Here is a 26,525-nt window from a genome sequence, read left to right as displayed (position 1 = left end):
CGGTTCAACCGGATCTGACGGGTTCCACGGGTCGCGCGGCCCGCTCGTCGTAGGCCCGCCGGGCGGCGATCACCTCGTCGGCGTGCTCGTCCGACCACCCGGTGATCACGCCGAGCATGACGGTGGCGCTCCTGCCCAGGTCCGTGAGCTCGTAGTCGACCCGTGGCGGGATCGTCGGGTAGACGGTGCGGGTCGCCAGCCCGTCGCGTTCGAGCGCGCGGAGGGTCTGCGACAGCATCTTCTGGGTGATGCCGTCGAGCATCCTGCGCAGTTCGTTGAACCGGCGGGGGCCGCCGAGCAGCGCGCCGATGGCCAGCCCGGTCCACTTGTTGGTGAAGATGTCGAACACGATGCGGGGCTTGCACGCCTCGAAGAACGCGTTGGCCCCGCCGTACTGCCGGAGATCCGGGAAGTTGGTATCCATCAGGTACCTGAGTACCAGAAAGGTGCCTTCTTTCCAAGAGATACCGTCTCCGGCAAGCATTGCGATATCCACCGAAACAAGGAGATGTCGCATGCGTGCGATCATTCAGCGGGCTTTTGGCGAGCCCGACGTGCTTGAACTCGCGGAGGTCGAACGGCCTGCGCTCACGAGGCATGAGGTGCTGGTCCGGGTGCGGGCCGTGGGCATCAACCCGCCCGACTGGCGGATCCGGCGCACGCCCTTCCCACCCCACTACACCGAGCCGCCGCTGATCCTCGGCTGGGACGTGTCCGGGGTGGTGGAGGAGGCCGGGGAGCACGTCGGCCGGTTCAGGCCGGGTGACGAGGTGTTCGGCATGCTGAACTTCCCGGACCCGGCCGGGGCCTACGCCGAGTACGTCGTCGCCCGGCCGCGCCAGCTGGCCCGCAAACCGGCCGGCCTCGACCACGTTCAGGCCGCAGCCCTGCCGATGTCGGTGCTGAGCGCGTGGCAGGCGTTCGAGGACATCGCCGAGGTCCTGCCGGGGCACCGGGTGCTCGTCCACGGCGCGGCGGGCGGCGTCGGGCACCTGGCCGTCCAGCTCGCGAAGCTGCGCGGTGCCTACGTGATCGGCACCGCCAGGGCGTCCAAGCACGACTTCGTACGGAGCCTGGGCGCGGACGAGATGATCGACTACACCAGCGTGGACTTCGCGGAGGTGGTCTCGGACGTCGACGTCGTGCTCGACATGGTGGGCCGGGACTACCCCCGCAGGTCGCTGAGGGTGCTGCGTCCCGGCGGCGCCTTCATCGGGGGCGCGGGCATGTACGCCGAGGCCGTCGAGGAATACCGGCGATCGGGCCTCCGGTGGGGCCACTTCGCCGTCGAACCGGACCACGCCGCCCTGGAGCAGGTGGCCTCGCTCGTCGCCTCCGGGAAGCTGGCCGCCCACGTCGACCGGGTCTTCCCGCTGGCCGACGCGGCCAAGGCGCATGTGCTGATGGAGAGCGGCGACTTCGTGGGCAAGCTGGTGCTGGAGGTCTGACGTCCCGCCGTCAGTATTCGACCTCGAACGTGTGCGGCCCGAGCGCGAACCCGTCTCCCTCGGGCAGCACATGGCCCTGGTCCAGCAGCGTGGCCAGGCTCCGCCGTACCTCGTCCTCGGTCAGGCCGGTCGAGTGGACCAGCTCGCCGAGTCCGGCGCCGCGACCTTCCACGACCAGGGAGGCGAGCGCCTCGTAGACGTGGATGTCCACGTCGGACAGGGCCTGCACATCGTGCACATCATGGTGGTCGGTCATCACCGCTGCCTCGCTCCCTCTCTGAGCCTGCCCGGATCCACGTCACGCTCGGGGTTGCGGCGCAAATATTCGCCTTCGAGCTCGTTCGTCCGCAAGGTGTGCGTCGCGAGCGCGTCGTCGGAGCCGTGCAGCAAGGTGTCGGTACGCGTCAGGTGGAGTTGCCGCAGCTCGCGCATCAGGTCGTCGTCAGGGAGTTCCCTGGGGTCGATGCCCATCGTCGTCATGAGGTAGCCCCTACCCCATAAGGCCCTCGACAATATCTGTCATATTTCCTGACATAAGACCATTGTCGAGAAGAGATGGCCGCCTTACCTTCCCGTTATGGACCTCGAGCTCAGGCACCTCAGGATCGTCCGCGCGGTCGCGGACGCGGGAAGTGTGAGCAAGGCCGCGTCCCTCCTCGGGCTGGCCCAGCCGGCCCTGACCGCACAGCTCAAGCGCATCGAGAGGGTGCTCGGCGGCGCCCTGTTCGAGCGCGATCGGCACGGCGCCAGGCCCACCCGGCTCGGCGAACTGGTGCTCGCCCGCGCCCGGGTGCTCCTGCCCGCGGCCCAGGAACTCCAGAACGAAGCCGTACGATTCGCCCACTCCCCCTCCCCCGGCTTCCGCATCGGCGCCACCAACGGCCCGATCCTCGGCGGCCTCGTCCACCGGCTCGCCGCCGAGCGGCCGGTCACCACCTACACGAGCTGGTCCTCCCACGAGCTCACCGCCATGGCCGAGCTGGGCCGCCTCGACTACGTGCTGACCGACGCCTGCGGCGACAGCGGCACCCCCACCGGCACGCTGCTGTGGGAAACGATCAGCCTCGACCCCGTCTTCGCGCTCGTCGGCGAGAGCCACCCGAACGCCAAGGAGAAGGAGCTGGAGCTGGCCGACCTGGCCGACGAGCAGTGGGCGGTCACGCCGGCCGACGGCTGCTTCACCGACTGCTTCGCGATGGCCTGCGCGCGATCCGGCTTCACCCCCGGAACGATCTACGAGACGGACGTCGCGACCTGCGCGCACCTCGCGCAGGTCGGCCGCGCCGTGGTGCTCTGCCAGGCCACCCACCAGCCCGCGCCGGGGCTGGTGATGGTGCCGTTCGCGGGCGCGCCGTTGCGCTGGCGGCACCTGCTCGGCCGCCACCCGTCCACCCCCGACGGCCCCTGGGTCGTCTCCCAGGCCAAACGAGCCCACGCCGAGTCCGTACGGCGAAGCCCTGTCTACCGGGACTGGCTGGTGCGCAATCCCAGCTTCGGCACCACCACCCCATAACACGACGATAGGGGCGAAACGGTATCTCCTCGCGCCCCCTGGCCGCCGTTACGTTGACGGCACCCCCCAGCCACAAGGAGACAAGGATGCTCCGGACCCCTGCGCTGATCGCCATCGCGATCGGCGCGTTACTCATGACGCCCACCCCGGCCGTCGCCGCCAAGCCGCCGTCAGGGATGATCGACTCCCTCCAGCGCGACCTCGGCATCAGCAAGGACCAGGCCGTCAACCGCCTCGCCAACGAGGCCCGTGGCAACAACGCCGCCCCCGGCCTGCGCAAGCAACTCGGCGACCGCTACGCCGGCGCCTGGTACGAGGGCCCGGAGAGCGTGCTCGTCGTGGCCACCGTCGACGCCGCCGACAAGGCCGCCATCACCCGCTCGGGCGCCCAGGCCAGGGTGCTCGCCCGTACGATGGCGCAGCTCACCGCCGTCAAGGACGGCCTGGACCGCGCGGCGGCCCCCTCCTCGGTGCACGCCTGGTCCATCTCGCCCCAGGACAACGCCGTCATCGCCTGGGCCACCGATCTTGAAGCCGCCCGCGCGTGGGTCGAGGCCAGCGGCGTGGACGCCGCGGCGGTGAAGGTCGAGCAGTCGGCCGAGCAGCCGCGCCTCTTCTACGACATCCGCGGCGGCGACGCCTACTACAACTCGGCGCTCGGCTACCGCTGCTCCGTCGGCTTCGCCGCCAGGCGCGGCACCCAGCTCGGCTTCACCAGCGCCGGCCACTGCGGCAACGTCGGCAACGCCACCACGGGCTACAACCAGGTCGCGCAGGGGTCGTTCCAGATCTCGTCGTTCCCCGGCAACGACTACTCCTGGATCTCGACCAACGCCAACTGGACCGCCCCCGGCGTGGTCAACGCCTACGGCTCGGGCATCCTGCCGGTCCGCGGCTCCACCGTCACCCAGCCCGGCGGCTCCATCTGCCGCTCCGGCTCCACCACCCAGTGGCACTGCGGCACCGTCCAGGCGCTCAACTCCACGGTCAACTACCCCGAAGGCACCGTCTCCGGCCTCACCCGGACCAACGTCTGCGCCGAGGGCGGCGACTCCGGCGGCTCGTTCATCTCCGGCGACCAGGCCCAGGGCATGACCTCCGGCGGCTCCGGCAACTGCACCAGCGGCGGCACCACGTACTTCCAGCCGGTGGGCGAGATCCTCTCCGCGGGCGGCCTCACCCTGGTCACCAGCGGTGGCCAGGAGCCCCCGACCGGCTGCCAGGGCTACAGCTCGACCTACAGCGGCTCGCTGACCTCCGGCCAGAGCGTCTACCAGCCGAACGGCTCCTACTACCAGTCCACGACCTCCGGCACGCACGCCGGCTGCCTGGACGGCCCCAACGGCACCGACTTCGACCTGTACCTGCAGAAGTGGAACGGCTCCTCCTGGGCGGTCGTCGCGCAGGGCATCACCGCCAACCCCGACGAGACGATCAGCTACAGCGGGACCGCGGGCTACTACCGCTACCGCGTCCACGCCTACAGCGGCTCCGGCTCCTACACCCTGGGCGTCAACCGCCCGTGACCAGCTTTTGACGGCGGCCGGGAGGCGGAGTTCACCCCCGCCTCCCGGCCGCGCCGGCTTTCCCCGGCCTCTCCAGCCCCCGCCCTTTCCGGTCTCTCCGCCCTCTTCAGCCTCTTCAGCCTCTTCAGGCCAGGATGTGCTCCCAGCCCGGCCGCCAGTCGAACGGCGCGTCGACCTGATCCTCCAGCGGTACTCCTTCGAGCAGGTTGCGCAGCGCCCACCGATTGGCCGAGTGCGCGATGACCAGCACCGTGCACTCCTGCCATTCCTTCATCACGTCCTCCAGGAACGCCGCCGTCTCGGCCACGACGTGCTGGTAGCTCTGCCCGCCCGGCCAGGGCGTGTCGATGTGCCTGGCGCGCAACATCGCCACCTCGCTCACCGGACGGCCGTTGTAGATGCCGTAGTCGCACTCCCTGAGGCGCTGGTCGAGCCTGATCTCCTTGGTGTCGCCGAAGGCGATCTCCGCGGTCTCCACGGCCCGGCGCAGATCGGACGCGTAGACGACGTCCACGTCGCGCCGCCGCACCCCCAACTCGGCCGCCAGCCCACGGCCCGTCCTGGACAGCTCGCCCGGCAGCCATCCCGTGGCGATGCCGGTCTCGTTGTCCACGGTGATGGAATGCGTCTCGTAGATCAGTCTCACGGGCATGCCCCGACGCTACCCAGCCGCTCCCGGCGTACGCGCAGAGCGTACGACCCGAACGCTCGATCTACTCGCCCTGGCATGGAATGATGTGCGGGCGCCTTCCACGCGGCTGGCGGCAAGCGGGGGTCCCATGCTTTAGCCTTTAGCGTGCGCGGAGGCTCGGGGTGATCCCGGAGCGCGGCGCACGTGGGGACAACTGAATCCAGGGGCGGTAGCTCAGCCGGTCAGAGCATCGGACTCATAATCCGTGGGTCGTGGGTTCAAGTCCCACCCGCCCTACTTCTCTAGAACAGCCAAAACCCCCGCCTGACCTGCGCTTCCGCGCGGAGACGGGGGTTTCTCATGTCCGGCTGTCTACGGCCGATACCGATCGTTTGCGGGCAGCTCTACCCAATGCTTACCCACGACTTCAGCGAGCGGGCAAGCCGCGTATGACCTACAGCGCGAAGCCGGGCCGGCTGACGCCGTACCCGAGTCATGGGCATGCCCAGTAGCCGTGCCACGACGGGGCGCATGTGACCGGCGCGCAATGAGCTGCACTTTCGGCATTGCATGAAGGCCAGGAGGATTGCAGGGTGATGTCACACCCTCCTCCTAGCCTCACGCATGCGCCGTGCCTGACGGAAATTGCCCTAGATCGTGCAACTCACGTCTTACGGCCAAACCATCCGAGCAGCCCCCACAATGTGCACCCGCCGGCAGCGAGGCCGCCAAGAAGGGAGGCGGGCCAGGTAGAGCCGTCTGCGAGAAACAGTGCGGTGGCGATGCTGGCAGTCATGATCACTGCAAGAGCGATCAGAACAGCGCGTTCAGTTGTCATTTGACATCTTTCGTGTTTGCGCTTTGGTCCGGAGGGACGGTAAATCGAATTTCTTCAGCGCGGACACGAGTTGGATCAGTGCGATTCTACAGCGCGAAGCCGGGCCGGCTGGCGCCGTACCCGCGTTTAGTCGGCCACACGATGACGATGTCCTGGCTGTGGGCCAGTTCGATCAGGTCCTGGCGCGGCTCGCTGGGCAGCAGAATCGCCCTCGTGGCGTCGGGCAGGAAGCGGCTGTAGTCGGCGAGCTGGCCGATAGCCATGCGCACGTTCTCGCGGGTGACGCTGCCCTTGGCCTCGATCAGCAGCTTCGCATCGTGGTCATACAGGTCGGTGAAAAGCGGACGGGTCTCCCCCTTCGGCAGCATTTGATGCCGGCCCACCTTGTGGTTCTTGCCGCGCAGGTAGTCTCCCAGCGCCTGCACGAGGGTGGACTCCTTCCGCTCGGCCTCGTACGGCTCCCGGTCGGGGTTGACGAAAGTCCGCTCGGTGAGCTGCTGCTCCAGTTCGAGCTCCTGTACCTGGTCTTCGTTCGGGTTGTCGTTGGCGGCGTCGAGCAGCCGCGCCAGGCTGGTCTGCGGCGGCTGAACCGCCGCGTCGATGGGACGCAGCCGGAAGACGATGACGCGGCGGATGGCGCCACCGCCGGTTTCGGGGGCGTCGGCCTCGTACCAGGGCTCCTTGTCGTCCACCTCGAACTCGCCGAGGTAGGTGACGGTACCGCGGGCGCCCTGGAAGACGCGCAGCGCCTTCTCGTTCTGCTTGTGGTTGAGAATGCTGGCGTTCCCGGACATCATCCGCTGGTCGCCGTACTGGCCTTCGCCGCTGTAGTGGAACAGGCCGTCGGGCATCCAGCCGTCGAAGTACCCGTGCTTTTCGCCGGCAATCGGGTCGGTGAAGACGAAGACGTTGTCGCTGCGGCTGGACGGACCGATGCCGCCCTGAGTGCGGCCACCGAAACGCTCGTGCAGCGTCTTGCGCTCGATCTGCTGCCCGGGCTTGAGAGTCCATGCGGGGGTGGGGGTGGTCACGAACAGTCCCTCCTGAGATCACTTTGCCTGCGATCTACCCTAGCAGACCCCGATCATAGATGCGCAATTCCTTCACAAGAATTGGATATCGATTTTCGAGGTCCGATTGAGGCGTCAAGCCAAGGCGGGAGGGTCGAGATCCTTCAACGCCTCGGTGATGCGCCGCTTAGCGGCCTCATCTTGGCCAACGACGCATTTGGCGTAGATCCTGAGCAGGACATCCACGCTGTGACCTGCCCATTCGGCTACCTGTGTGGCTGGTACGCCGGCGTTGAGCCACGTCGAGACACAGGCATGGCGCAGGTCGTAGATGCGCTTGGCCAGCGGTGACTGTGCCTCCTTTGTGGTCAGGGCCTGTTCTCTTGCCTTGGCCCACACGCGCCGGCACGTGATGCCGGCCAGCTCGCCACCGCGGACCCCGGTGAACAACCGCCCTCCGGGGCCGGTGCCGAACTCCACAAGGTGCGCGCGGAAAATCCGGACAAGAGCGGGAGGACAGGGAACGACGCGCGCTTCGCCTTCGGCACGGTGCTTGAGGGCGCGTTCTTCCCGCAGCCTGCCGTCGTCCGTCCACTCACGGCCGGCGAACGGCGCGGCGCCAGCGAAGCGGAGCTCACCCCACTCGTCTGCCGGTTCCTGGAGCTCTCCCGTTTCGGGATTCCTTACCAAGTCGGGAAGGATGATGTTGTCCTCGCCGAGCCGTACAACTTCCTCGGGACGTAGTCCCGCGTAGTAGATGACGGCGAAGAACGCGACAAGTCGCTTCCCGCTGGGCTGTTGTGCTTCCACCGCGGCAAGAAGACGGCGCGCTTGAGAGTGATTGACGACACTACGCCTGTCCACTTCGTAGGTGACCCTCGGCGGCTTCCACTTCAGAGCCTTGATCGGATTGGAATCCAAGAGCTTCAGCTCTACGGCGTAGTCCATTGCGTTCTGCAGAATGGTCTTGTGCCGGCGAATCGTGCTTGTGGCGGCGGTCTTCCCGTTCAGGCGTGAGGTGGCGGCGTCGAGCAAGGCACGGACGGTGGCCGCCTCGGTCAGCGCGGATATGGGACGGGTGTTCTTGGCCAGCCACGCCAGCACCTCAGCCACTTCTTCAGACGCGCCGGCGCGCTGTTTGGTGTTGAACCCCCATCGGCGCATGGCGGTTCGGAGGTCAAGGTCAGACGGCTTGTCCTTGCTGTTGGTGAGCATGGCCGGTGTGGCTGCGGTGAGGGCGCGGGCGATGTCTTGGCGATACTTCGCCGAGGCAGCTTTCCACTTGAAGTCAGCGAACTTGCAAGCGAAGTCGTACCAGGTCATCTCTGGCCGCTCAACGCGGCTCCACTTCACCGGCTCGCCAGTGACCAGGCTGAAAGGCTCGCCCTCCCGAGCAGCGGTGAGCAGCTTGCTTCGGTAAGCATCTGCCTGCGCACTCTTCTGAAAGGTCCGTTTCCACGGCTTGCCATCCGTGGACCATTGGACGCGGTAGGAGGTGACCTTGCCCGCGACGTTCTTGCGGACCTCGGTCTTGTGAACGCGAACGCGGTAGGTGGTGTTCTCCATCAGGCCGCGTCCTCTCGGGCGTTGAGCCATCTTTCGAGGTCGGTGCGGCGTACGCGGAGTGAGCCGTTGGGCAGGGCGATGCAGCGGGGGGCGCGGCCTTTCTGGCGCCAGTCGTAGAAGGTGGATCGGGAGATCTGGAGTTCGGTGCAGACCTCGGCGACGGTGAGCATCGCGTGCAGGCGGGTGACGGTAGCGGCCATGTTGGCGCGTTCCTTCCAGGCGGGTGAATCGGTGTGGGAACGGGGGGCTTGGGCGTCGTGTTAGCGGCTTTGCCGGGGCCGTGGCGGGTGCGCGGGGGCCGGTTTGAGGGGGGTAGCCGTACCAGCCGTACCAGCCTCGTTTTTGCTGGTCAGGGCTGGTACGGCTTTTTTGGTGGTACGGCTTAAGCCGTACCAGGGATGTAAGCCGTACCGCTTTGACCTGCGGAATTGAGGCTGGTACGGCTGGTACGGCTTCCCCTGGCGATTGGCACGACGTCGCCGTCTCGGGCGGGCTCGTGGGGCGGTCTGTCGCCGTCCGGGGCGGGGTCGGGAGCCGGGCAGTAGCGCGCCCAGGCGTCGGCGAAATCCGCGCGCTGGTAGCCCTTGGCCTGACCGGTCGGGGGCGGGAAGCGGATCGTGGTCGAGCGGATGTCGTATTCGCGCAGCAGGCTGCCGAACTTCATCGCGGTCAGGCCGGCGGGTCCGTGTTCGGCCCATTCGCTGTCGGGGTCGGCCTTGAGCCGTTCCAGCAGGACGGCGGTGGGCAGGGCGGTCTGTTCGCCGAACGCGGTGCGGCAGTCGGTGAGCAGACGTAGGCGTGGTGAGGTGTGGCCGTTGTCGTCGGCCTCGGCGGTCAAGGCCAGGGCGGCGGCTCGGGCGCGGTCGGGCCAGGTGCCGCCGGCATGGTCGGCGATGATGACCAGGGGTTCCCAGGTGTCAGCGGCGCGGTCTTCGACGGGCATGGCGGGTTCGGCTTCCTCCAGGGTGGCCAGGTCGGGGCGGAGCCAGGCGGCCAGTTCGGCGGCCAGACGGCGCAGGGGTAGGCGGTCGCGTTTGTGCCGGTAGGGGGCGGCGCTTTCGCCGGGGGCGCGGCGGCGCATGCGGATGACGACGGCGCGGTCTTCGATGGTGTCGGGCATGGAGCCGATGCCGGCGAGTGCGGCCATGGCGAAGGTCGGGATGGATTCCACTCGGTTGGCGTTGGCGTCGTACCGTTTTGCGGGCCGGTTGCGCTGGTGGCCGGCGTTGAGCAGGCCGCGTAGGTCTTCGTGGCCGTCTGCTTTGGCGCCGAAAATGGTGTCGGCCTCATCGACCAGGATGGTCGGCGGGTCGTCGGAGATGGAGCGGTAGATGGCCGCCGAGCTGGAGTTGACGGTGATGAACGGGTCGTGGCAGGTGGCCTCCACGATGTCGAGTAGGCGGGACTTGCCGCATCGCTTTTCCGGGCCGCGGATGACCAGGCGCGGCGCGTGCGCGAGCGCGGGTTGAGCGTGGGTCGTGGCGATCCACAGTGTGACCGCGTCGGCGGCCTCGACGCGGGGCAGGATCACGTACCGGGTCAGGGCGGCGTGGAGCTGGTTGAGTAGGGCGGCGCCGGTGGGCGGATGTGGTTGGGGCATGGTGTCTCCCTGGTGGTCGGGTTCATGCGGCGTGTATGCCGGCGTTGATGCCGTAGCTGATGACGGCGGCCAGAGCGTGGGGCGGGCGCGGGTCGCGGCTGTGGCCGTTGGCGGTCTCGGCGGCGGCTTGCAGGGCGTGTTCGACCAGATCGCGGGGTAGCGCGCCGCGGGCGATGAGCTTGCCGAGTTTCCAGGCGGCCAGGTTCAACGCGCGGTTGCGGCCTCCGTCCGGCGCGGTGGTGACGCGCTCGATCTCGCCGGTCAGGGCCGCGTGGCCGTAGGTGGACAGTCGCCGGGCGGGCAGGCCGGCCAGCAGCTCGGCGACCGAGGTCGTCGATGCGGGTTGCGGCGGTGGCGGGATGAGTGCGGCGGTCAGCCAGTCGGGTAGCGGGGCGGGCGGTTGATCGCGGGTGAGGGTGTAGGGGCCGGTGCCGTCGCGGGCGGCCACGTAACTGCCCGGCGCGACGACGTAGCCGCCGGCGCCGCGGGTGTCGATGAGCCAACCCAGCCCCTTGCCGCGCGCTCCCGAGGTGTTGCCGAGATGCCTGCCAGGCGGGGCGCTGAAGTACAGGTGCAGGCCGCCGCGGCGGGTCGTCACGGTGCGGGTGTCGTCGGGGTAGGGCTGGCCGTGCTCAGCGCACAGATGGCGGAAGACCTGCTCACCGGATGCGATGCCACGTTGTGCCCATGCGGCGGGCGGGTGCTCGCCGGGTTTGGGCAGGTCCAAGTCGATGACCAACAGGTCAGAGGGTCCACAGGCGATGCCCACGTTGAAGGGCGCGTGTCGCCACCAGGCGGCCAGTCGGTCGGGGTCAGTGGTGGCGTTGCGCTCCCAATCGGTGAAGCCGCGGGCGGGGTACTTGCCGCGCGGGGTGAGCGGGAAGACGCGCCAGCCACGTCGGGCGGCGCCGGTGGCGGTGAGCAGGTCGGTCATGTTGAAACCTCTCCTTTGATCAGGTCACATGCTTGATCGGGACCGGCTTCCCCCCAACTGGTGGCCTTGTCGGATAGCTGGTAGAGCCACCAATTGGGGGACGGGGTCAGGCGTCGTGCGCGCCGGCGGAGACGACCCGTCGTGTCCAGCTGCAGGCGACGCGTCGCTTTCGGCCGCAGGCGACGGGACAGGGGCGCCGGCGAAGACAGCCCAGGCGCGGCTGACGGCACCAGAGCCGGGGAACAGGTCATCGAAGCTGTCACCGGGTACGGCGCCGAGCAGGTCGAACAGCCACCGACAGAAGGCGGCCGGTTTGGCACCGATGACCCTGCCCGGCAAGGTGGTCATCGCCGAAACGCCGTGCACCAGGGAGTCCACCCGTCGCGCACCTGGTCGGCGCGACGGGTCGGAAGGGCGGCCTCCGGTATAGATGACCGGTTCCCAGGCGCTCAGCGGCCATCGGCTGACGGTGGGCCGTTCGCCGCGGTGCCAGGCTGCGACACGCACCTCGGGCGGGCACAGCGCCAGCACCGCCGGCAAAGCGGCGGCTGAGGTGGACAGCGCCCATCCGTCGTAGGCCATCAGGCGCCCAATCAGCGCCTCATGGTCAACCTCGCCGGCGTAGTCGCGATGTCCGCGGTACAGGCGCGCGTTACCTGGATAGGGCGGGTCGGCGTAGGCCAGCCGTAGCGGGTGGCCAGTCGCGACGCCTTCAGCGGCGCCGGCGCCCACGGTGCGGGTGAAGCGGTGGCGCGCCTGTCGGCAGCGCACCGAGCAGCACACCGCATCTCGCCGGGCGGTGGCGGGGATCGGGCCTGAGCACCAGGCGCAGAGCCGTTGCGCGTCGTTGCCTGGAGGTGAGGCGTCGTGTTGCGCCGTGGTGGAACGCGACGCGTCGTGTAGAGCGGCCGCCGTACGCGACGCGTCGGGCTGGACGTCGTAGGCGACGCGTCGCGTTGCGCCGGCGGCACGCGACGAATCGCGATTGGTCGGCATGGGAGCCGTGCCCGTGGTGGTCATGCCGCCTCCTGGTGCGCCTCGGCGGTGGTTGGGTCGGGGAGGTGGCCCCAGTGGGTGCCGAGGATGTCGGCGTCGGCCACGATCGGCACGCCCTGGAAGGTGGTGGTCATGGCCTGCCGAAGGGCGGCGCACAGGTGTTCGGCGTCGCGTTCGGGGGCTTGGATGATGACTTCGTCATGGACGAATAGCCACAGCTTGGCCTCGGGGTGGGTGGTGGCGAAGGTGTAGACGGCGGCCAGCAGCAGGTCACGGGCGGTGGATTGGACCATGTAGTTGCCGTTGGCGTAGCCGCGGGCGGGGTCGGCGGGGATGCGCCGGCCGCTCGGCGTGGTCACCACGCTTTGGCCGGCCAGTTGTTTGGTGTAGGCGATCACGCGCGGGTAGGTGGACTGCCAGCGGTCGATGACCTGCCGGGCCACCTCAGGTGTGACGCCGGTCTGGCCGGCCAGCGCGGTGGCGCCACCGCCGTACAGGGTGCCGAAGGTGCAGCGCTTGGAGATGGTGCGCTGTTCGGGCGTGTAGGCGTCGCCGTACATCAGGGCGGCGGTGGCGTCGTGGATGTCGGTCCCGGAGGCGATCACTCGTTTCAGGGTCGGGTCACCGGACAGGGCAGCGGCCACTCTGACCTCTACTTGGGAGAAGTCGCAGGAGATGAGCACGTGGCCGGCGTCGGCGCGGAAGCAGTGCCGTAGCCGCGGGTCATGTTTCTTGAGCGTCTGCAACGCCGGGCCGGTGACACTCATACGGGCGGTCTTGGCGCGCAGGGTGTTGATCTGCGGATGCACGCGGCCGGCGGGGTCGGCGGCGCGCAGGAACGCGGTCAGGTTGGCGATCAGGTTGGAGGTGGCGGCCATCACTCGCCGGGCGGCCAGCAGTTCGCGCACCTGCTCAGGCAGCGCGGTGGCGTGCTGGTCGGTCAGGGTGGTGAGGGTGTCGGCGGTGACCTTCAGGCGGCCGGTCGGGGTGCGCGGCAGATCGGCGGCGCTGACGCCGGCCTCGGACAGGTGGCCGTCCAGCCAGGTGGCGAAGCGGGGTGAGCCGCCGGGGAAGCCGAGGGCCTGTTGGATGCGGGTCTCGGCGGTGTGGTGCTCACGCTGGATCTCCTCCAGTAGGGCGGTGGTGTAGGGGCGGTCCAGCAGCAGGCCGCGGATGGTGATGGCGGTGGCGCGGGCGGCCAACCATTGCTCCATCCGTACCAGGTGGGTGAAGTCCAGGCAGTGCCGTAGCAGCACCGGCAGCAGGAGGCGCACGTAGACGGCGTCCAGCCCGGCGTAGACGACGTATGCCTCTTCGGAGGTGGGTAGGTGGTTCCATCCCCAGGTGCGCCAGGAGTTGCCGGCGCGGTGTCCGGTCGGCGCCAGGGCGCGCATCCGGGCGTGCAACGCGGCCTCGGCGTGCTGGAGCCCGTCGTCCAGGTGGCGGCCGGTCAGCTCCTTGAGTCCATGGCCCGCGCGTTCGTCGGGGTCGATCAGCTTGGAGATCAGGTGCGTGTCGATGACGCGCTGCCCGAGCGCGATGCCGAATGCGGCCCAGACCGCGAGCGGGTCGTAGGTGGTGTGGGTGACGAACCGGCGTGCGGGGTCGGCCAGCGTCGTCCGAATCGCGGCATGCTGGTCGGGGTCGGTCGGGTCCAGGACCCACGCCTCGGTAGGTGAGCCGAACTGGACCAGCCGGACCGTGAACGCGGGGTCGAACTGGCGCGGGCCTTTGTCGTCGATGGCGCTGGTCTCCACGTCCAGCCCGAGCATCGGTTCGGCGGCGGTGAACCGGGCGAACGCGGCCGGCTCGAACCCGGCGGGGCTGTGGACGGTCATGCGGTGTCCGTCGTGCTCGCGCACGTAGCAGGTGGTGGGTGTGGTGGTCATCGGGTCTCCGTGGGGTGGCAGCGCGGGCAGGTCCACAGCACCGGCGCGGCGGCGGGCAGCACGGTCGGGCGGTGGCAGGCCGGGCAGGTGGGCGGTCGCGGGGCGGGCAGCGCGGCGGCCAGCCAGCCGTAGCCGTCACCGATCAGCGCGGCGTCACTGGCGGTCGGGTCGGCGGCGATGAACCGCACGCCCGACACCGCGCCCTCGGCACCGTCCGAGGCGGTGAGGGCGAACAGCGACGCCTGGTCATCGGCGGGCTTCGTGGTCGCGGTGGTTGCTGGCATGGGATGTGCGAGTCCTTCCAGGTTGGCGGGGGTGGTGCCTCGGAGCGGCGGGTCACGGCGTGACGGCGGCGCCGCTCCGAGGCGGATGCGGGAGGAGGGTTAGAACGGCGGCTCGTCACCGGGCGCGCCGGCGGGGGCGGACTGGGAGGCCCACGGGTCGTCGAACCCACCGCGCGGCGCGGCTCCGTTGCTGTTGCCGTTGTTGGTGTGCTGGCCGTTGTCGCGGGCGGCCTTGACGGGTCGGGCGGTGGCGAACCGCAGCGAGGGGCCGATCTCGTCCACGGTCATCTCCATGACGGTGCGCTTGTCGCCGTCGCTGGTGTCGAACGTGCGCTGGCGGAGCCGTCCGGAGGCGATGACGCGGGTGCCGCGGGTGAGCGATTCGGCGACGTGCTCGCCGAGGTCGCGCCATGCCGAGCAGCGCATGAACAGGACTTCGCCGTCCTGCCACTGCTCGACCTGCTTGTTGTAGGTGCGGGCGCTGGAGGCGACGGTGAAGCTCGCCACCGCGGCGCCGGTCTGGGTGTAATGCATGTCGGGGTCGGCGGTCAGGTTGCCGATGATGGTGATGGTGGTCTCGCCGGACATGGCGGTTTCCCTTCGGGAATTCGGTTGGAATGGTGGTGATGCAGGGGCGCGGGCAGGTGCCGGCGCGTACCGTCAGGCGTATGGCTGAGGAGAGCTACAGCAGCGCTGACCTGGCGGCGTGGGAGTGGTCGGTGAACGTGCTGCGCGAGGGTCCGCGTGAGGATGCGAGCGACGCGCGGCAGGCGCGGGAGGCGACCGCGAATCTGTGCTCGGCGTGGGGCGGCTGGATGGACATGCCCGAGCCGATCTCCAACATCGTGCAGCGCGCGGTCGAAACCGGATATCTCCAAGCGCTGGCCGATGTCCGGGATGGGCGGGTGGCCGGCCTCGCGGTATCGGAGGAGTGAGGCGCGGCGGTCAGCGGGCGGCGTCGCGGTGCAGCCGGCGCAGGTAGTTGAACAGGCGCCGGCCGATGCGCAGACGTAGGCCGGTGCCGTCGCAGCGGCGGCACCAGCGCTTGACGCGCCCGTTGGGCTTGAGCGTCTTGCCGGGCCCTTTGCAGCGACGGCAGCAGCCGAAGGGGTCGGCGGCGCAGACGGCGGCGTAGCCGAGCAGCCACAGCAGGGCCAGCACAGCAAGGAATGAGGCCAGGGTCGGGGTTGCGACGGTGGTCGCGAGGTGGGTGGTCGCGGTCGCGGCCAGAGGGGTCATGGCAGGTCTCCAGAGCCGGTATCAGGGCGTGGGAAGCCAAGCCCGCTACCCGCGACCTGCGGATATTCGGGCTGGTCAGGCGGTGTTTAGACGGTCGCGGGGCGGGTCGCGCCACCGCGACCGGTCGCGGGCGTTCCGCGACCCGGCGAACCCGTCGAGCGGGGTCCGCCGGGCGCGCTGGCGGGGCTATCCGGCGCTGTTTTGGCGGCGGTCGATGGCGGCGGTGATGGCCGTCTTCTTGGCTCCCTTGAGTGCTTTGCCGTCCCGCTTGACGTCCACGCTCGGCACGCCGAGGGCACGAAGCTGAGCGGAGATGGCATCGGAATTCAGGTCGGCGTAGTGCTCGGGGATGCGCTCGGCCAGCCGGGCGGCCAGCACCGTCCAGGGCTGGCCGGTCTCACTGCCCTGGAAGACCGACAGGGCGTCGGCCAGCACGTCCCGCACATCGCGGGCCATGACCTGCCCGGCGGCGTAACCGGTCAGCGTCCCGGCGCGCTCACGCAGGGCGCGAGCGGTGGTCAGGATCTTCTCGGCGTCGGCGGCGTCGGCCAGGTAGGTCCGCACGGTCGGGGTGTCGTCCGATGCGCCGTACAGGTAGCCGACTCCGCGATACTGCTTGCCGATCGGCAGCGAGGATGCGTCGAATCCCTCGGAGTAGGCGTCACCGCCGAGGATGGCGTCGGAGACGTTGCGGTTACCGCATTTGAGCGCGAAGCGCACGGCGTGGTTGTCGCGGTAGCGGTTGAACAACCGCTGCACGTCACCGGCGCCGACCCCGCCGGGCTTCTGGGAGCTGGACAGGATGATGACGCCGGCGGACGGGCCGACCGCCATGATGAAGCTGAGCAGGGAGGCGATCTCCTTGTTCGTCTCCTGGTCGTCCAGCTCGTAGTAGACCTGGAACTCCTCCATCACCAAGACCCACACCCGCAGGTTGGGGTACTTGCGCGACAGTTCCTCGGTCAGCTTGCCGTCCGGGCATTCGGTGACGGGCAGCGTGGAAAGGAACTGGTTGACCTGCTGAATGTGCGCCTTGATCTCCCGCAGCGCGTCCAACAGCATCTCGACGGGGTCACCGTCGCGGTTGGGCATGGTGCCGAAGATGATGCGGTGCGCGATCAGCGCGAACTTGCGCCAGTCCGGGCTGTCCTTACCATCGACCACGGTAAGCCTTACGTACGGGTCCATCGCCGCGTACAGGGCCAGCAATCGGGCCGCGAACGTCTTGCCCTTACGTGGCTGCGCACCGACCAGAATCGAGATCCACAACAGCAGCAGCTCGACCTTGCGACCGCGCTCGTCCAGCCCGAACGGGGCAGGCTGCCAGATGTTGCGCGGCTTGCCGTCCAGCAGCGGCGTGCGGCCGGCGGGGACCGCGAGCGGGTCACGGTCGGCCACGAACAGCATGTGCCGCCGGTTGGAGGTGGCATCGCGGGTCAGGTAGACCTGCTGGACGGTGACGTCCAGGCCGGAGGCGATGGCGCCGCGGGCCTTGACCGCATCCTCGAACGTCTTCCCGTAAGGCAGGTCCACCAGCACCTCGGAGCCGATCCCGGCGTTGTCGCGCGACATCCGGGAGCCGAACTTGACCTGCTGGTTGGACTTGTCCGGGTGACCGAGGCCGGCGGCGTAGTACGCCCGGAGCACGACATCACTGTTCAGCAGCCGGTAGCGGTTGCTGACCACGGCGGTCGGGATGATCTGCCGTCCGGCCGGACGCCCGTAGAGGGCCAGCACCGGCACCAGCGCCGCGGTGATACCCGCCCACCACAGGGGCGCAAGGTCGGCGCCCACGGCGATCAGGACCACGATGCCGAGGGCGATGACCTCGAAGAACAGGGCGATACCGCGCCAACGGCGGGTGGCCTTGCCTTCCCGGTGCAGCTTGAGCCACATCGCCGGGTCGTTGTCACTGGCGCTGTTCTGCAACAGCGTGTACTGCTCGATGACCCACCACCAGCGCAGTTGCCGGCCGATCAGCCGGAACACACCGACGATCGCCCACCACAGCGCTTGGACGGTGTACCAGGGGGCGCGGGCGGCGTGGAAGCCGGCCACGTACGCCACCCGCTCTGCCGTCTTGCGGACGGTGCCGGGCAGACTGCCCCGGCGAAGACCGGGCGGGATGATCGGGCGGCGCTTGTCGCCCTGCTCGGACTCCAGCAGGACGGGCGCGGGCGGATCCACCGGAACCGGTGCCGTCCCGGCGTCGTCGGCCTCGTCCGGGGGGGCGTCCAGTTCGACCTCATAAGAGGTGTCACGGACGGCCTGTCGCGGGTCATCGAGCAGGCCGGGGGTGGGGGGCAGCAGCGTCCCGTATGGCAGCAGGTCGGCGCGGGCCGTGTCCAGGTTCACCACCTGCGCACCCTGCCCGACGTCGGCGCCGGGGGCGGTGTCGGGGTGTTCGGGCGGCGGCGGGTCGGTGAGAGTGTCGAAGTCGGTCGGGCGCTCGGTCATGATGAAGACACCTCGGATGCTTCTTGGGCGATGGGGTGGCAGGGCACGGCTTCGGTTTGGCGACTGGGGGCCGTGTCCTGCTCGGGGCCGCGCCGGTGGGCGGCCATGTGGGTGTGGATGCGGGCGCGTTCGGCCGGGCCGGTGATGAGCATCCGCAGGTAGATGGCCACCGGTACGGCCAGGCAGAGCAGGGTGACGATGAACGCGAAGGTGAACATGGGCGTGTCTCCTTTGTCAGGCGGCGCCGGCGCGGACCAGGGCCGGCAGCCGCGGGTGACGGGCGGTCAGGTGCTCGTGCAGGACCCGGTCGGCCTGCTCGACGTCGCCGGCGACGGTGGCCAGCGCGGTCATGGCCGCGATGATGACGTCGCACAGTTCGCCGGTCAGCTCGGCGCGGGTGGCGCTGACGCCCTTGCGCGGGTTCTGGCCGGTCACGCCGATGTAAGCCGCAACCACCTCACCGAACTCTTCGCCGATCTTCATGATGCGCATGGCGATCTCGTGCTCGGTGGGCGGGTTCGCGGTGTTCAGCCACGACAGCAGCGCGGCGACGTGCCGGGTCAAAGTGATCTGTCTGTTCACGGGGCGGATTCCCTTTGCCTTGTCGGGTGTCGGTCGGTGGAGGTTCAATGGGCGGGCGGTCATGCGGCCTCGGGAGCGAGCGCGTCGCGGACGGCGCGGGCGTCGTCCATGCCGCAGCGCAGCGCCCGCTGAATCTTGTAGGCGCTCGGGTGCGGGGGCAGGTCTCCGGCCGTGATGAGCACCTGCGCGCGTTCGATCAGCGGGGCCACCTCGGCGGCGGTCCGCCTTACCCGATCACCGGTGTTCGTGCTGTACGAAAGGCCGGTAAGCCCGTCATCGGCGCGGGTGTAGTCCAGTTGGGAGAACGCGGCCAAGATGATCGGCAGCGCGATGACGATCGCGACCGCCACGATCGGCCCCAGCACGTGCAGCACCAACCGGGAGACAGAGAAGTGCTGTCCCTCCTCCAGCGCCCACGGCAGGTAAGGCCAGGCGTTCATGCCGAGGGTCAGAGCGAGGAACAGGTACTCGATGCGGATCAGCTTGCGGTCGTTGAGCGGCCGGCCCTGGGTGCCGAGGTAGGCGCGAGCCCCGACGACGCCCAGCAAGGCGATCGACATGAACGGCTCGACCAGCCACGCGAACATCCACGAGGGTGACCACGCCTCGGCGCCCTCGGCGGCGAAGTGCTGCACGCCGGCGGTGGACCAGGCCAGCGCCAACACCAAAGCGACCATGAGCGCGGTCACCAGGGTGCGCCGCATCCGGCCGGCCTGCCAGGCGCGCATGGCCGGATCCTGCCCGAGCAGGTGAAGCCGGGCCGCCTCGTGGGCCTTCCTACGGCGCTTGCGCACCTTGGCCGTGTCCAGCAGAAGCGGCGTGTCGTCGATTTGCAGGGCGGCCAGATGGCGGGCCTCGGCGACCTCGGCGCGCAACTGCCGTACGCGCCGGGTCTCCCCCGCGGCGTCCAGGTCATCAGGCGGCGGGGTGTCGGGCGGCGGGTGAGCGGGCGCCTGGTCGGCCAGGTGGTGTTCGATCTCGGCCAGGGTGCGGGAGAAGTCCTCCGGTCCGGGCTCGGGGTTCGGGGTGGCGATGTTCATGCTGCTTTCCTCCAATCGGTCTTGTCGGTACGGGCGGGGGTGGGGTCGTCGTTCCACAGCCGGCGGAGCCGGTGCACGGCGGCGATGTCGGGCAAATCCTTGGCGCGGCGGGCGCGCTGTTTCCAGGCCAGGACATCGCCCAGACGCATGAACGGGATGCCGTCGATCAGGTCGGCGGAGGCGATCAGGTAGTCGGTCGGCCAACCGGGCGTCCACCGATCGACGAACTCGATGGCGGCGCGCGGGTGGTTGACGACCAGGCCATGACCGGACAAGGCCACGCTCGGCGGCACGCCGAGCGAAAGCACCTTGGCCCATGCCGGGCCGCGCGCCACCACGTCCAGGTCTCCCATCCGGGCGCGCAGGCCACGCACGTACAGGGCGGCGCTGCCGCACACCACGTACTCGCCGAGCGGCAGGGCCAGGAGTGCCAGCTCGGCGAACAGGCCGGCCGGGTCGGACACCAGCACGGGCGCAGCGGACACCACCGACAGCCGAGGCGCGGCAGCAGCCTCGGCGAGCGGATGGGACATGAGGCCGTTCACGGCGTCACGCTCGCGTGACGGACATGGGCAAGGTGCTCACGCTCGCCGTGCCTGGTAGCCAGGACGTAACGGGGCTGGCGGGGCACGCGGGTGAACGCTGCCCAATCGTCGGCCTCTTCGCAGGCGCCGCATTCGCAGAGGTCGAGGATGACGTACTCGCCGTGCTGGTCGGTGAGGGAACCGTGATAGCGGACCTTGCTACCGGGGGCGTACCTCTCGGGCGCGGTCATGCGGCGACCTCCTCAGCGCAGTCCAGGCAGGTGCCGAGGTGGCGCGGCAGCACGTAGCCGACATCGCGCAGGCACTCGGGGCAGGTGCGGCGGGCGGCGTTAGCCTTGCCGAGGGCGACGCGCTGACGCGCGGTGGCGGTGCGCTTGGGCAGCGCGAACCGCACGTCATACAGGTAGGCGGCGCGCACGCCGGGCGCGCCGTAGCGACGCGAGCGCCACAACACCTGCGCCTGCACGCCCTGACCGCCGGGCCGCAGCCCTTCGGCGCTGAGCTGTCGCAGCGTGAGCAGGTGCGGCGGCGCCAACCGCCATGGGTAGGTGGGGATGCCGTGGCGCTCGCCGGCGGGGTCCCAGAAAGCAGCGCGGATGCGAGACATCGCAGTGTTCCTCCGTTCAGGAAGCGATAATCAGGGCGGCGATGAACAGCCACAGGTGGTGCCAGGACTGGTCCAGGGCGTAGGCGCCGGTGCCGAGATGTGGGGCGTCGTCGGCGCCGGGGCGGGGCGCACCCATCCGGTAGAAGTCGCCCTTGCCGATGACCTCGGCGAGACGGGCAAGAGTGACACGGCGGTCGGCCCAGTAGTGCGAGACGGCATCCACGGCCAGCCCCAGCAAGAGCGCCAATGGCGACAGCGGCAGCCCGGTCACCACGATGACCACGCCCACGGCGGCGGCCTTGGTCAACGTCAGCGTGGCGACGTGCCCAGCGCAGGCCAGCCGTCCCGAGCGGTCGGGCGCGGCCTTGGCGCACGCCTGACGGTGGGTCTGCACCCAATGGTCACCGAAGCTGTGCGCGGCATACAGCGCCGCGAACACAGCGGCGAAGACAGCAACTTGGCTGGTCATCACGCCACCGCCTGTCCAACGAGCGCCGGTGTGACGGGCACGTAGTGCGCGCCGTAAGTGCGGGCAATGCCCCGGGCGCACTGTTCGATGGTGACCGGACCCCACAGGTCGGCCTGGACGGCGCAGATCTTGCCGATGCGACCGTCGTAGCGCTCCACTACCGTGAGCTGGCAGGCGGCCTCGGGCCGGCCGATCTCGTGGGCGGTGACCGGGTCCAGCCGCTCAACCGTGATGGTGTGGCTGACCAGCCCTTCCCGTACGGGGTCGGTGCCGGCCTCGGCGGTGTCGCGGCCGGCCCACACACCGCTCACGGGACGAACCTCGGCGGCGTAGCGGGCGCAGCGCAGCAGCAACGGGCAGGTGAGGCACACCTGCCGGGCCACCTCCACGCGAGCCGCGCGCTCTTGCTCCGACTCGACACCCTCCGAGTCGGCGGTGTGCAGGTCGGGGTCGTAAGCGCACTCGATGGCCGGCGGGTCGGTGAGCCGCCACGCCACAGCCAGATGGTCGGACAGCATGCGCGACGGGTGGATCGGAACATCGGAACGAACCATGATGGTGCTACTCCTTCGGGAGTCGAGAAGGGGGCGGCTCATGTCTTGGCGGATGCGGGCCGCCCCCGGGTAGGTGAGGTGGTCACTTGGCCACGGCGCCGATGAACTCGGCGAAGTGCTGCGCACCGGCCGCGGCGGTCTCGAAGGCCCACTTGAACGCCACGGCGGCGCCCTGCGGGTCGGTGAAGATGTAGAAGACGATGCAGATCAGGAACAGCGTCGGCAGGAACCGGCCGACGCTCTTGACGGGCTGCATGTGGGCAACTCCCCTCGCTGGATTGCCGGCACGACGACCGGAGTGCCCCGCCAGGGAGTCGAACCCTGCCTGCGACCATCGGGGCGGTAGCACGGAGGTCAGCCGAGCAAGTCACGCAGCATGGCCTTATGGGCGCGAAACACCTCGCCGCCATAGACGGCGCTGAGGTCGGAGGCCAGGGCGTCGTAGCTGTCGGCGCGGACCCAGACGGCGCGCTTGGCATCATCGGCGCCCACCACGGCGGGTAGCTCGGCGTGGGGCATGATGCCGAGGTCGAACGTGACGGGCACGGTAACCATCCACGCCTCATCGCTGGCGCGGGGATCGGGCACGTACCGCGCCGGAAGTACCTGGCGCGACGCGCTCTCCAGGTTCAGGCCGGTCTCTTCTTCCAGCTCGCGAACCGCCGCTGACTCCGGGTCTTCTCCGGGCTCCACGTAGCCGCCGGGGACGGCCCAGCCGTGACCGTCCGAGCGCTCGACCATGACCAGCCAGCGGCCGGCCTCGGTGTCGGCGGTGACGATGGCGTCGGCCGCTAACTGTTCGCCCCAGTGGCCAAGCTCGTTGCGGCCGTAGCGGATGCCCGTCTGTTCGCACGGGTTGACCGGGCGACCGTCGATCACCATGTACGGGATCGCGGCGGCGGTCTGGCGGGTGGTCCAGTCGATCCGCGCAGGGTCGGATTGCGGGTCCGCCCAGCCTTCACGGACGCCTCGGCTGAACACGTCGGGGTGTGTGAACGTCAGGTGCGCGGTCATGTGGATTCCTTCGGTTGGTGGTGGCGGGTGACCTCGGCATCTCCAAAGGCCGAAGCGCCCCGGCAGGGAGTCGAACCCTGCCTGCGACCATCAGGGCGGATGAGCTAACTTTTGGTTGCGGATGGTGTTGACCTCGCTCAGGAACGCCGTGGCCTGGTCCGGCTCCATGAAGGACGGGAAATCCTCCAGGTCGGTCTGACTCAGGTGGTCGGCGTCGGCGAGGGTGTGAGCGAAGAAACTCATGTCGTCTCCTGAAGCAGAGATCGACGGCAGGGGCGTTTCCCCTGCATGGACCGCCTTTTTCGGTGGGAGGCGGTGGCCCTTTATGCAGTTGTCGAGTGACGTGTGCTCCAGCCCGTCGGCGTGCGGCTCGTGCCGCCTTCCCAGATCTTCCGGCTGTGCCTCAACTGGCTTGAGCCAGTTGCTTATGTTTGATTAGAACTGGCTCAAGCCAGTTGGTCAAGTGCTTCGACGCAGAAGTTCGGCAACAGTGGTCTAAGCCAGTAAGCTAAGTGGCGTAAGCCAGGGCAAATGGCTCTGCGTAACCGCGAGGGGACCCTTGATGGTCGATCACGAGGAACCTGGGAATGTGCGCCGCCCGCCGAGTAAGCGGATCGCGGATGAGCTTCGCCAGGCCATCGACTCTGGCGACATGGCACCGGGCGCCAAGCTGCCGTCCGAACGAGATTTGGCCGCACAGTACGGCACTGCACGCAACACGGCGCGAGAGGCGGTCAGGATCCTGATCGACGCAGGGCTTGTGATCGCCGAACACGGTCGGGGCGCCTACGTGCGCCGGCCTCAAACCCTTATCCGGCTGGGCAACGACCGCTACTCGCCGAAGTACCGCGCGACTGGACTATCGCCCTTCTTGCTGGAATGCGCCAAGCAGGGTAAGACGGGCCGCTTCGAGGTGTTGGGCATCGAACGCGCCACACCGACGATCGAGGTGGCAAACCGGCTCGACGTCTCCGACAAGACCAAGTCTGTTCTACAACGCGAAAACATCTTCTGGGCGGACGATGACCCCGTCCAGCGAGTGACCACCTACATCCCATGGGCAATCGCTAAGGGCACGGGACTACTACAAGAAGAGGTCCCTCATCAGTACGGCATCCATGGAGTGTTGGAAGACCAGGGCCACGTTATGGCCCGCATCCGTGAGGAGATCAATGCGCGAATGCCACGAGCAGACGAGGCGCGACATATGCGAGTACCCCCGGGCGTACCGGTAATCGATGTGCTGCACACCAGCGTTGACGAGCAAGGGAAGGCTTACGAGGTGACCCGGTTCGTCATGCGGGCGGACATGTCTGGCTTGCTCTACGACGTACCGGTCGAATGACTCGTGTCGGCGTTGGGGGCGTCGCACGTGTGGTGGCGCTTGCCCTGCTGTGGGGGTCAGGCTTCCTATGGATCAAAATCGCTCTGGGAGGCCTCTCTCCCACGCAGATCACGCTGACCAGACTGCTTTTGGGAACGATCGTGCTTGCAGCGATCATCTATGGCCAACGGCAAAGACTGGCATCTGGGCGGAGACTCTGGGGTCATCTTGCCATAGCTGCCCTCTTTGCCAATGCGGCTCCCTACTGGCTGTTCGCCTTAGGTGAGCAGACAGTCTCATCCTCGGTGGCGGGCATCATCAACTGCACCACACCCTTGTGGACCATGCTGCTTGCTTATGCCTCAGGTCATGATCGGAAGCTCGGTACAACTCGACTTCTCGGCCTGCTTACGGGCTTTGTGGGTACGCTACTAATCTTTGCTCCATGGTCCTCGGGCAACCAGGTTGTCTCGTTGGGTGGCCTGGCCTGTCTCGGCGCCTCTCTGTGCTATGCGATCAGCTACCTGTACATGGACCGTTTCCTCGTCAATCGAGGGTTCCCCCCGTTGGTGCTTGCAGCCAGCCAACTGATCGCAGCCTCAAGCCTCATGGTGCTGGCACTGCCGTTCGAGGGCCTGCAGGCGACCAAGCCCCGTCTGGAAGTACTGGTCGCCATTGCCATTCTTGGCATCCTGGGTACTGGAGCGGCGTACGTGCTTAATTACAGGATCATCCAAGATGACGGCCCCGTGCTCGCTTCGACCGTGACCTACCTCCTCCCGATCGTTGCCGTGGTTCTTGGCTGGTTGGTGCTCGCTGAAGTGCCTACTCTTCTTTCGCTAGGTGGCATGGCCGTGGCCCTGGCTGGCGTCGCCCTGACACGTCGCAGTTCTGTTGTGAGGCCCAGACATGCATGATCGAGGCAAGCATGAGAGCTTATCCATCAGCAGGGCACTGCCCGGTGCGGCAGCGCGCCTCAATTTTTGCGCAAATCGCCTAAAAGTCGTTCCCGCATCTCTTGGAAATCTTCATCGGTCGGGTCGAGTTGGATGGCACGGTTGCAGTCGGCCAGCGCCTCGCGATAACACTCCATCGCCTGTTGGATTTCAGCTCGGCCGGCGAAGAACTGTGCCCGGTCAGGATTGAGTTGGATGGCATGATCGAAGTCGGCTAGCGCCTCGTCATACCGCTCCATCAACCGGTACGTCACACCACGGTTGGCGATGGCCCAGACGGCTTCAGGGTCGTGCTCGATCGCACGACTGAAGTCAGCGAGCGCTTCGTCATAGCGCTCCACGGCTAGATGAGTCTCACCACGTCCAACAATAGCCCAGACGGCTTTGGGCTTAACTTGGATGGCGCGGTTGAAGTCGGCCAGCGCCTCGTCATACCGCTCCATCTCCCCGTACGTCATGCCACGGTTGGTGATGATCCAGGCATCAGCGGAGTCGTGCTCGATCGCACGGCTGAAATCGGCCAGCGCCTCGTCATACCGCTCCATCAACCGGTACGTCACACCACGGTTGGCGATGGTCCAAACGGCTTCAGGGTCGAGCTCGATCGCACGGCTGAAATCGGCCAGCGCCTCGTCATACCGCTCCATCTCCCCGTACGTCATGCCACGGTTGGTGATGATCCAGGCATCAGCGGAGTCGTGCTCGATCGCACGGCTGAAATCGGCCAGCGCCTCGTCATACCGCTCCATCAACCGGTACGTCACACCACGGTTGGCGATGGCCCAGACGGCTTCAGGGTCGAGCTCGATCGCACGGCTGAAGTCAGCGAGCGCTTCGCCATAGCGCTCCACGGCTAGATGAGTCTCACCACGTCCAACAATAGCCCAGACGGCTTTGGGCTTAACTTGGATGGCGCGGTTGAAGTCGGCCAGCGCCTCGTCATACCGCTCCATCTCCCGGCGCGTCATGCCACGGTTGGTGATGGCCGAAACATAAGCGGGGTCGAGCTCGACCGCATGGCTGAAGTCAGCCAAAGCCTCGTCATACCGCTCCATCAACCGGTACGTCACACCACGGCTGTTGATGGTCCAGGCACTAGCGGGGTCGAGCTCGACGGCACGGCTGAAATCGGCCAGCGCCTCGTCATACCGCTCCATCAACCGGTACGTCACACCACGGTTGGCGATGGTCCAAACGGCTTCAGGGTCGAGCTCGATCGCACGGCTGAAGTCAGCCAAAGCCTCGTCATACCGCTCCATCAACCGGTACGTCATGCCACGGTTGGTGATGGTCCAAACGGCTTCAGGGTCGAGCTCGATCGCACGGCTGAAATCGGCCAGCGCCTCGTCATACCGCTCCATCAACCGGTACGTCATGCCACGGTTGGCGATGGTCCAAACGGCTTCAGGGTCGAGCTCGATCGCACGGCTGAAATCGGCCAGCGCCTCGTCATACCGCTCCATCTCCCGGTACGTCTCGCCACGGTTGGTGATTGCCCAGGCA

33 protein-coding genes and 1 tRNA gene are annotated in these 26,525 nt (G+C 68.2%); 7 read left to right on the top strand and 27 right to left on the bottom strand.

The genetic code is table 11. The annotated features are described in order from the left end of the window. Window positions 1–4 precede the first annotated feature (4 nt). Window positions 5–424, bottom strand: a complete 420-nt coding sequence (locus tag AB0I38_RS13765) for a winged helix-turn-helix transcriptional regulator (protein ID WP_358466650.1) — start codon at window positions 422–424, stop codon at window positions 5–7. A gap of 91 nt (window positions 425–515) precedes the next feature. Here AB0I38_RS13765 and AB0I38_RS13760 point away from each other — a divergent pair, with 91 nt between their 5' ends. Next, window positions 516–1,448: an NADP-dependent oxidoreductase gene (locus tag AB0I38_RS13760; protein ID WP_358466648.1), complete on the top strand. Its 933-nt coding sequence runs from the start codon at window positions 516–518 to the stop codon at window positions 1,446–1,448. A gap of 10 nt (window positions 1,449–1,458) precedes the next feature. Here the strand turns inward: AB0I38_RS13760 and AB0I38_RS13755 are convergent, their stop codons facing one another. Continuing rightward, window positions 1,459–1,704 carry a hypothetical protein gene (locus tag AB0I38_RS13755; RefSeq protein WP_358466646.1) on the bottom strand — a complete coding sequence of 82 codons (246 nt, stop codon included), beginning with the start codon at window positions 1,702–1,704 and terminating at the stop codon, window positions 1,459–1,461. Next, on the bottom strand, window positions 1,704–1,928 hold the full coding sequence (locus AB0I38_RS13750; RefSeq protein WP_358466644.1) for a DUF6158 family protein: 225 nt from the start codon (window positions 1,926–1,928) through the stop codon (window positions 1,704–1,706). Before AB0I38_RS13750 ends, AB0I38_RS13755 begins: the two co-directional genes overlap by 1 nt. A 97-nt stretch (window positions 1,929–2,025) precedes the next feature. Here AB0I38_RS13750 and AB0I38_RS13745 point away from each other — a divergent pair, with 97 nt between their 5' ends. Then, a complete protein-coding gene (locus AB0I38_RS13745) occupies window positions 2,026–2,961 on the top strand; it encodes a LysR family transcriptional regulator (protein WP_358466641.1) in 936 nt (311 codons plus the stop codon). An 86-nt stretch (window positions 2,962–3,047) separates the two neighbouring features. Beyond that, entirely contained in the window at window positions 3,048–4,487 is a 1,440-nt protein-coding gene (locus tag AB0I38_RS13740; protein WP_358466639.1) for a S1 family peptidase, read from the top strand. A gap of 124 nt (window positions 4,488–4,611) precedes the next feature. Here the strand turns inward: AB0I38_RS13740 and AB0I38_RS13735 are convergent, their stop codons facing one another. Then, the gene (locus AB0I38_RS13735; protein ID WP_358466637.1) at window positions 4,612–5,139 is read right to left on the bottom strand and encodes a histidine phosphatase family protein; all 528 of its coding nucleotides are present in this window, start codon (window positions 5,137–5,139) and stop codon (window positions 4,612–4,614) included. A gap of 202 nt (window positions 5,140–5,341) precedes the next feature. Between AB0I38_RS13735 and AB0I38_RS13730 the strand changes: the two genes are divergently transcribed. Then, a tRNA-Ile gene (locus tag AB0I38_RS13730) sits at window positions 5,342–5,415 on the top strand. Between the two features lie 627 nt (window positions 5,416–6,042). Here the strand turns inward: AB0I38_RS13730 and AB0I38_RS13725 are convergent. The 9 genes from AB0I38_RS13725 to AB0I38_RS13685 all read right to left on the bottom strand — a co-directional run bounded on the left by AB0I38_RS13725 (window position 6,043) and on the right by AB0I38_RS13685 (window position 14,823). Continuing rightward, a complete protein-coding gene (locus tag AB0I38_RS13725) occupies window positions 6,043–6,987 on the bottom strand; it encodes a restriction endonuclease (RefSeq protein ID WP_358466635.1) in 945 nt (314 codons plus the stop codon). Window positions 6,988–7,101: 114 nt separating this feature from the next. Continuing rightward, window positions 7,102–8,532 carry a tyrosine-type recombinase/integrase gene (locus AB0I38_RS13720; protein ID WP_358466633.1) on the bottom strand — a complete coding sequence of 477 codons (1,431 nt, stop codon included), beginning with the start codon at window positions 8,530–8,532 and terminating at the stop codon, window positions 7,102–7,104. Further along, on the bottom strand, window positions 8,532–8,732 hold the full coding sequence (locus AB0I38_RS13715) for a helix-turn-helix transcriptional regulator (protein ID WP_358466631.1): 201 nt from the start codon (window positions 8,730–8,732) through the stop codon (window positions 8,532–8,534). The genes AB0I38_RS13720 and AB0I38_RS13715 overlap by 1 nt, the downstream gene beginning before the upstream one ends. A 182-nt stretch (window positions 8,733–8,914) precedes the next feature. Next, on the bottom strand, window positions 8,915–10,132 hold the full coding sequence (locus AB0I38_RS13710) for a DUF3631 domain-containing protein (protein ID WP_358466629.1): 1,218 nt from the start codon (window positions 10,130–10,132) through the stop codon (window positions 8,915–8,917). Between the two features lie 22 nt (window positions 10,133–10,154). Further along, window positions 10,155–11,066, bottom strand: a complete 912-nt coding sequence (locus tag AB0I38_RS13705) for a bifunctional DNA primase/polymerase (RefSeq protein WP_358466627.1) — start codon at window positions 11,064–11,066, stop codon at window positions 10,155–10,157. Between the two features lie 24 nt (window positions 11,067–11,090). After that, on the bottom strand, window positions 11,091–12,086 hold the full coding sequence (locus tag AB0I38_RS13700) for a hypothetical protein (RefSeq protein ID WP_358466625.1): 996 nt from the start codon (window positions 12,084–12,086) through the stop codon (window positions 11,091–11,093). After that, the gene (locus AB0I38_RS13695) at window positions 12,083–13,951 is read right to left on the bottom strand and encodes a DNA polymerase (RefSeq protein WP_358466623.1); all 1,869 of its coding nucleotides are present in this window, start codon (window positions 13,949–13,951) and stop codon (window positions 12,083–12,085) included. The genes AB0I38_RS13700 and AB0I38_RS13695 overlap by 4 nt, the downstream gene beginning before the upstream one ends. After that, the gene (locus AB0I38_RS13690) at window positions 13,948–14,235 is read right to left on the bottom strand and encodes a hypothetical protein (RefSeq protein ID WP_358466621.1); all 288 of its coding nucleotides are present in this window, start codon (window positions 14,233–14,235) and stop codon (window positions 13,948–13,950) included. The genes AB0I38_RS13695 and AB0I38_RS13690 overlap by 4 nt, the downstream gene beginning before the upstream one ends. A 99-nt stretch (window positions 14,236–14,334) precedes the next feature. Continuing rightward, window positions 14,335–14,823: a single-stranded DNA-binding protein gene (locus tag AB0I38_RS13685; protein ID WP_358466619.1), complete on the bottom strand. Its 489-nt coding sequence runs from the start codon at window positions 14,821–14,823 to the stop codon at window positions 14,335–14,337. A gap of 80 nt (window positions 14,824–14,903) precedes the next feature. Here AB0I38_RS13685 and AB0I38_RS13680 point away from each other — a divergent pair, with 80 nt between their 5' ends. Next, the gene (locus tag AB0I38_RS13680; RefSeq protein ID WP_358466617.1) at window positions 14,904–15,170 is read left to right on the top strand and encodes a hypothetical protein; all 267 of its coding nucleotides are present in this window, start codon (window positions 14,904–14,906) and stop codon (window positions 15,168–15,170) included. Window positions 15,171–15,180: 10 nt separating this feature from the next. Here AB0I38_RS13680 and AB0I38_RS13675 read toward each other — a convergent pair whose 3' ends face one another. The 13 genes from AB0I38_RS13675 to AB0I38_RS13615 form a co-directional block, all read right to left on the bottom strand. Then, entirely contained in the window at window positions 15,181–15,474 is a 294-nt protein-coding gene (locus tag AB0I38_RS13675) for a hypothetical protein (protein ID WP_358466615.1), read from the bottom strand. Between the two features lie 186 nt (window positions 15,475–15,660). Beyond that, entirely contained in the window at window positions 15,661–17,931 is a 2,271-nt protein-coding gene (locus tag AB0I38_RS13670; protein ID WP_358466613.1) for a hypothetical protein, read from the bottom strand. Then, the gene (locus tag AB0I38_RS13665; RefSeq protein WP_358466611.1) at window positions 17,928–18,149 is read right to left on the bottom strand and encodes a hypothetical protein; all 222 of its coding nucleotides are present in this window, start codon (window positions 18,147–18,149) and stop codon (window positions 17,928–17,930) included. The genes AB0I38_RS13670 and AB0I38_RS13665 overlap by 4 nt, the downstream gene beginning before the upstream one ends. A 16-nt stretch (window positions 18,150–18,165) precedes the next feature. After that, window positions 18,166–18,513 (bottom strand): MazG-like family protein, encoded by a 348-nt coding sequence (locus AB0I38_RS13660; RefSeq protein ID WP_358466609.1) that lies wholly within the window; start codon window positions 18,511–18,513, stop codon window positions 18,166–18,168. Between the two features lie 59 nt (window positions 18,514–18,572). Beyond that, a complete protein-coding gene (locus AB0I38_RS13655) occupies window positions 18,573–19,553 on the bottom strand; it encodes a hypothetical protein (RefSeq protein WP_358466607.1) in 981 nt (326 codons plus the stop codon). Next, a complete protein-coding gene (locus AB0I38_RS13650) occupies window positions 19,550–20,098 on the bottom strand; it encodes a hypothetical protein (RefSeq protein ID WP_358466605.1) in 549 nt (182 codons plus the stop codon). Before AB0I38_RS13650 ends, AB0I38_RS13655 begins: the two co-directional genes overlap by 4 nt. Beyond that, window positions 20,095–20,328: a hypothetical protein gene (locus tag AB0I38_RS13645; protein WP_358466603.1), complete on the bottom strand. Its 234-nt coding sequence runs from the start codon at window positions 20,326–20,328 to the stop codon at window positions 20,095–20,097. The genes AB0I38_RS13650 and AB0I38_RS13645 overlap by 4 nt, the downstream gene beginning before the upstream one ends. Beyond that, window positions 20,325–20,705, bottom strand: coding sequence for an RRQRL motif-containing zinc-binding protein (locus AB0I38_RS13640; RefSeq protein WP_358466601.1), 381 nt, complete (start codon window positions 20,703–20,705; stop codon window positions 20,325–20,327). Before AB0I38_RS13640 ends, AB0I38_RS13645 begins: the two co-directional genes overlap by 4 nt. A 16-nt stretch (window positions 20,706–20,721) precedes the next feature. Next, window positions 20,722–21,174, bottom strand: coding sequence for a transcriptional regulator (locus AB0I38_RS13635; protein WP_358466599.1), 453 nt, complete (start codon window positions 21,172–21,174; stop codon window positions 20,722–20,724). Then, window positions 21,174–21,728, bottom strand: a complete 555-nt coding sequence (locus AB0I38_RS13630) for a WhiB family transcriptional regulator (protein WP_358466597.1) — start codon at window positions 21,726–21,728, stop codon at window positions 21,174–21,176. The genes AB0I38_RS13635 and AB0I38_RS13630 overlap by 1 nt, the downstream gene beginning before the upstream one ends. An 82-nt stretch (window positions 21,729–21,810) precedes the next feature. After that, complete coding sequence (locus AB0I38_RS13625) at window positions 21,811–21,984, bottom strand: hypothetical protein (RefSeq protein ID WP_358466595.1); 174 nt, start codon at window positions 21,982–21,984, stop codon at window positions 21,811–21,813. Window positions 21,985–22,082: 98 nt separating this feature from the next. Then, entirely contained in the window at window positions 22,083–22,742 is a 660-nt protein-coding gene (locus tag AB0I38_RS13620) for an NUDIX domain-containing protein (protein WP_358466593.1), read from the bottom strand. A 90-nt stretch (window positions 22,743–22,832) separates the two neighbouring features. Next, on the bottom strand, window positions 22,833–22,985 hold the full coding sequence (locus AB0I38_RS13615) for a hypothetical protein (RefSeq protein ID WP_358466591.1): 153 nt from the start codon (window positions 22,983–22,985) through the stop codon (window positions 22,833–22,835). A 319-nt stretch (window positions 22,986–23,304) separates the two neighbouring features. Here AB0I38_RS13615 and AB0I38_RS13610 point away from each other — a divergent pair, with 319 nt between their 5' ends. Together AB0I38_RS13610 and AB0I38_RS13605 are read left to right on the top strand one after the other, a co-directional pair. Then, complete coding sequence (locus AB0I38_RS13610; protein ID WP_358466589.1) at window positions 23,305–24,087, top strand: GntR family transcriptional regulator; 783 nt, start codon at window positions 23,305–23,307, stop codon at window positions 24,085–24,087. Next, entirely contained in the window at window positions 24,084–24,983 is a 900-nt protein-coding gene (locus AB0I38_RS13605) for a DMT family transporter (protein ID WP_358466587.1), read from the top strand. The genes AB0I38_RS13610 and AB0I38_RS13605 overlap by 4 nt, the downstream gene beginning before the upstream one ends. A 59-nt stretch (window positions 24,984–25,042) precedes the next feature. Here AB0I38_RS13605 and AB0I38_RS13600 read toward each other — a convergent pair. After that, window positions 25,043–26,525 (bottom strand): tetratricopeptide repeat protein (locus AB0I38_RS13600; protein ID WP_358466585.1); only part of this gene is annotated, 1,483 nt, incomplete at its 5' end.

This window comes from Nonomuraea cavernae, from assembly GCF_040655715.1.
Classification (GTDB): Bacteria; Actinomycetota; Actinomycetes; order Streptosporangiales; family Streptosporangiaceae; genus Nonomuraea; species Nonomuraea cavernae_A.
The sequence above is the reverse complement of the archived record's forward strand: the minus strand, read 5'-3'. Positions and strand labels throughout refer to the sequence as shown.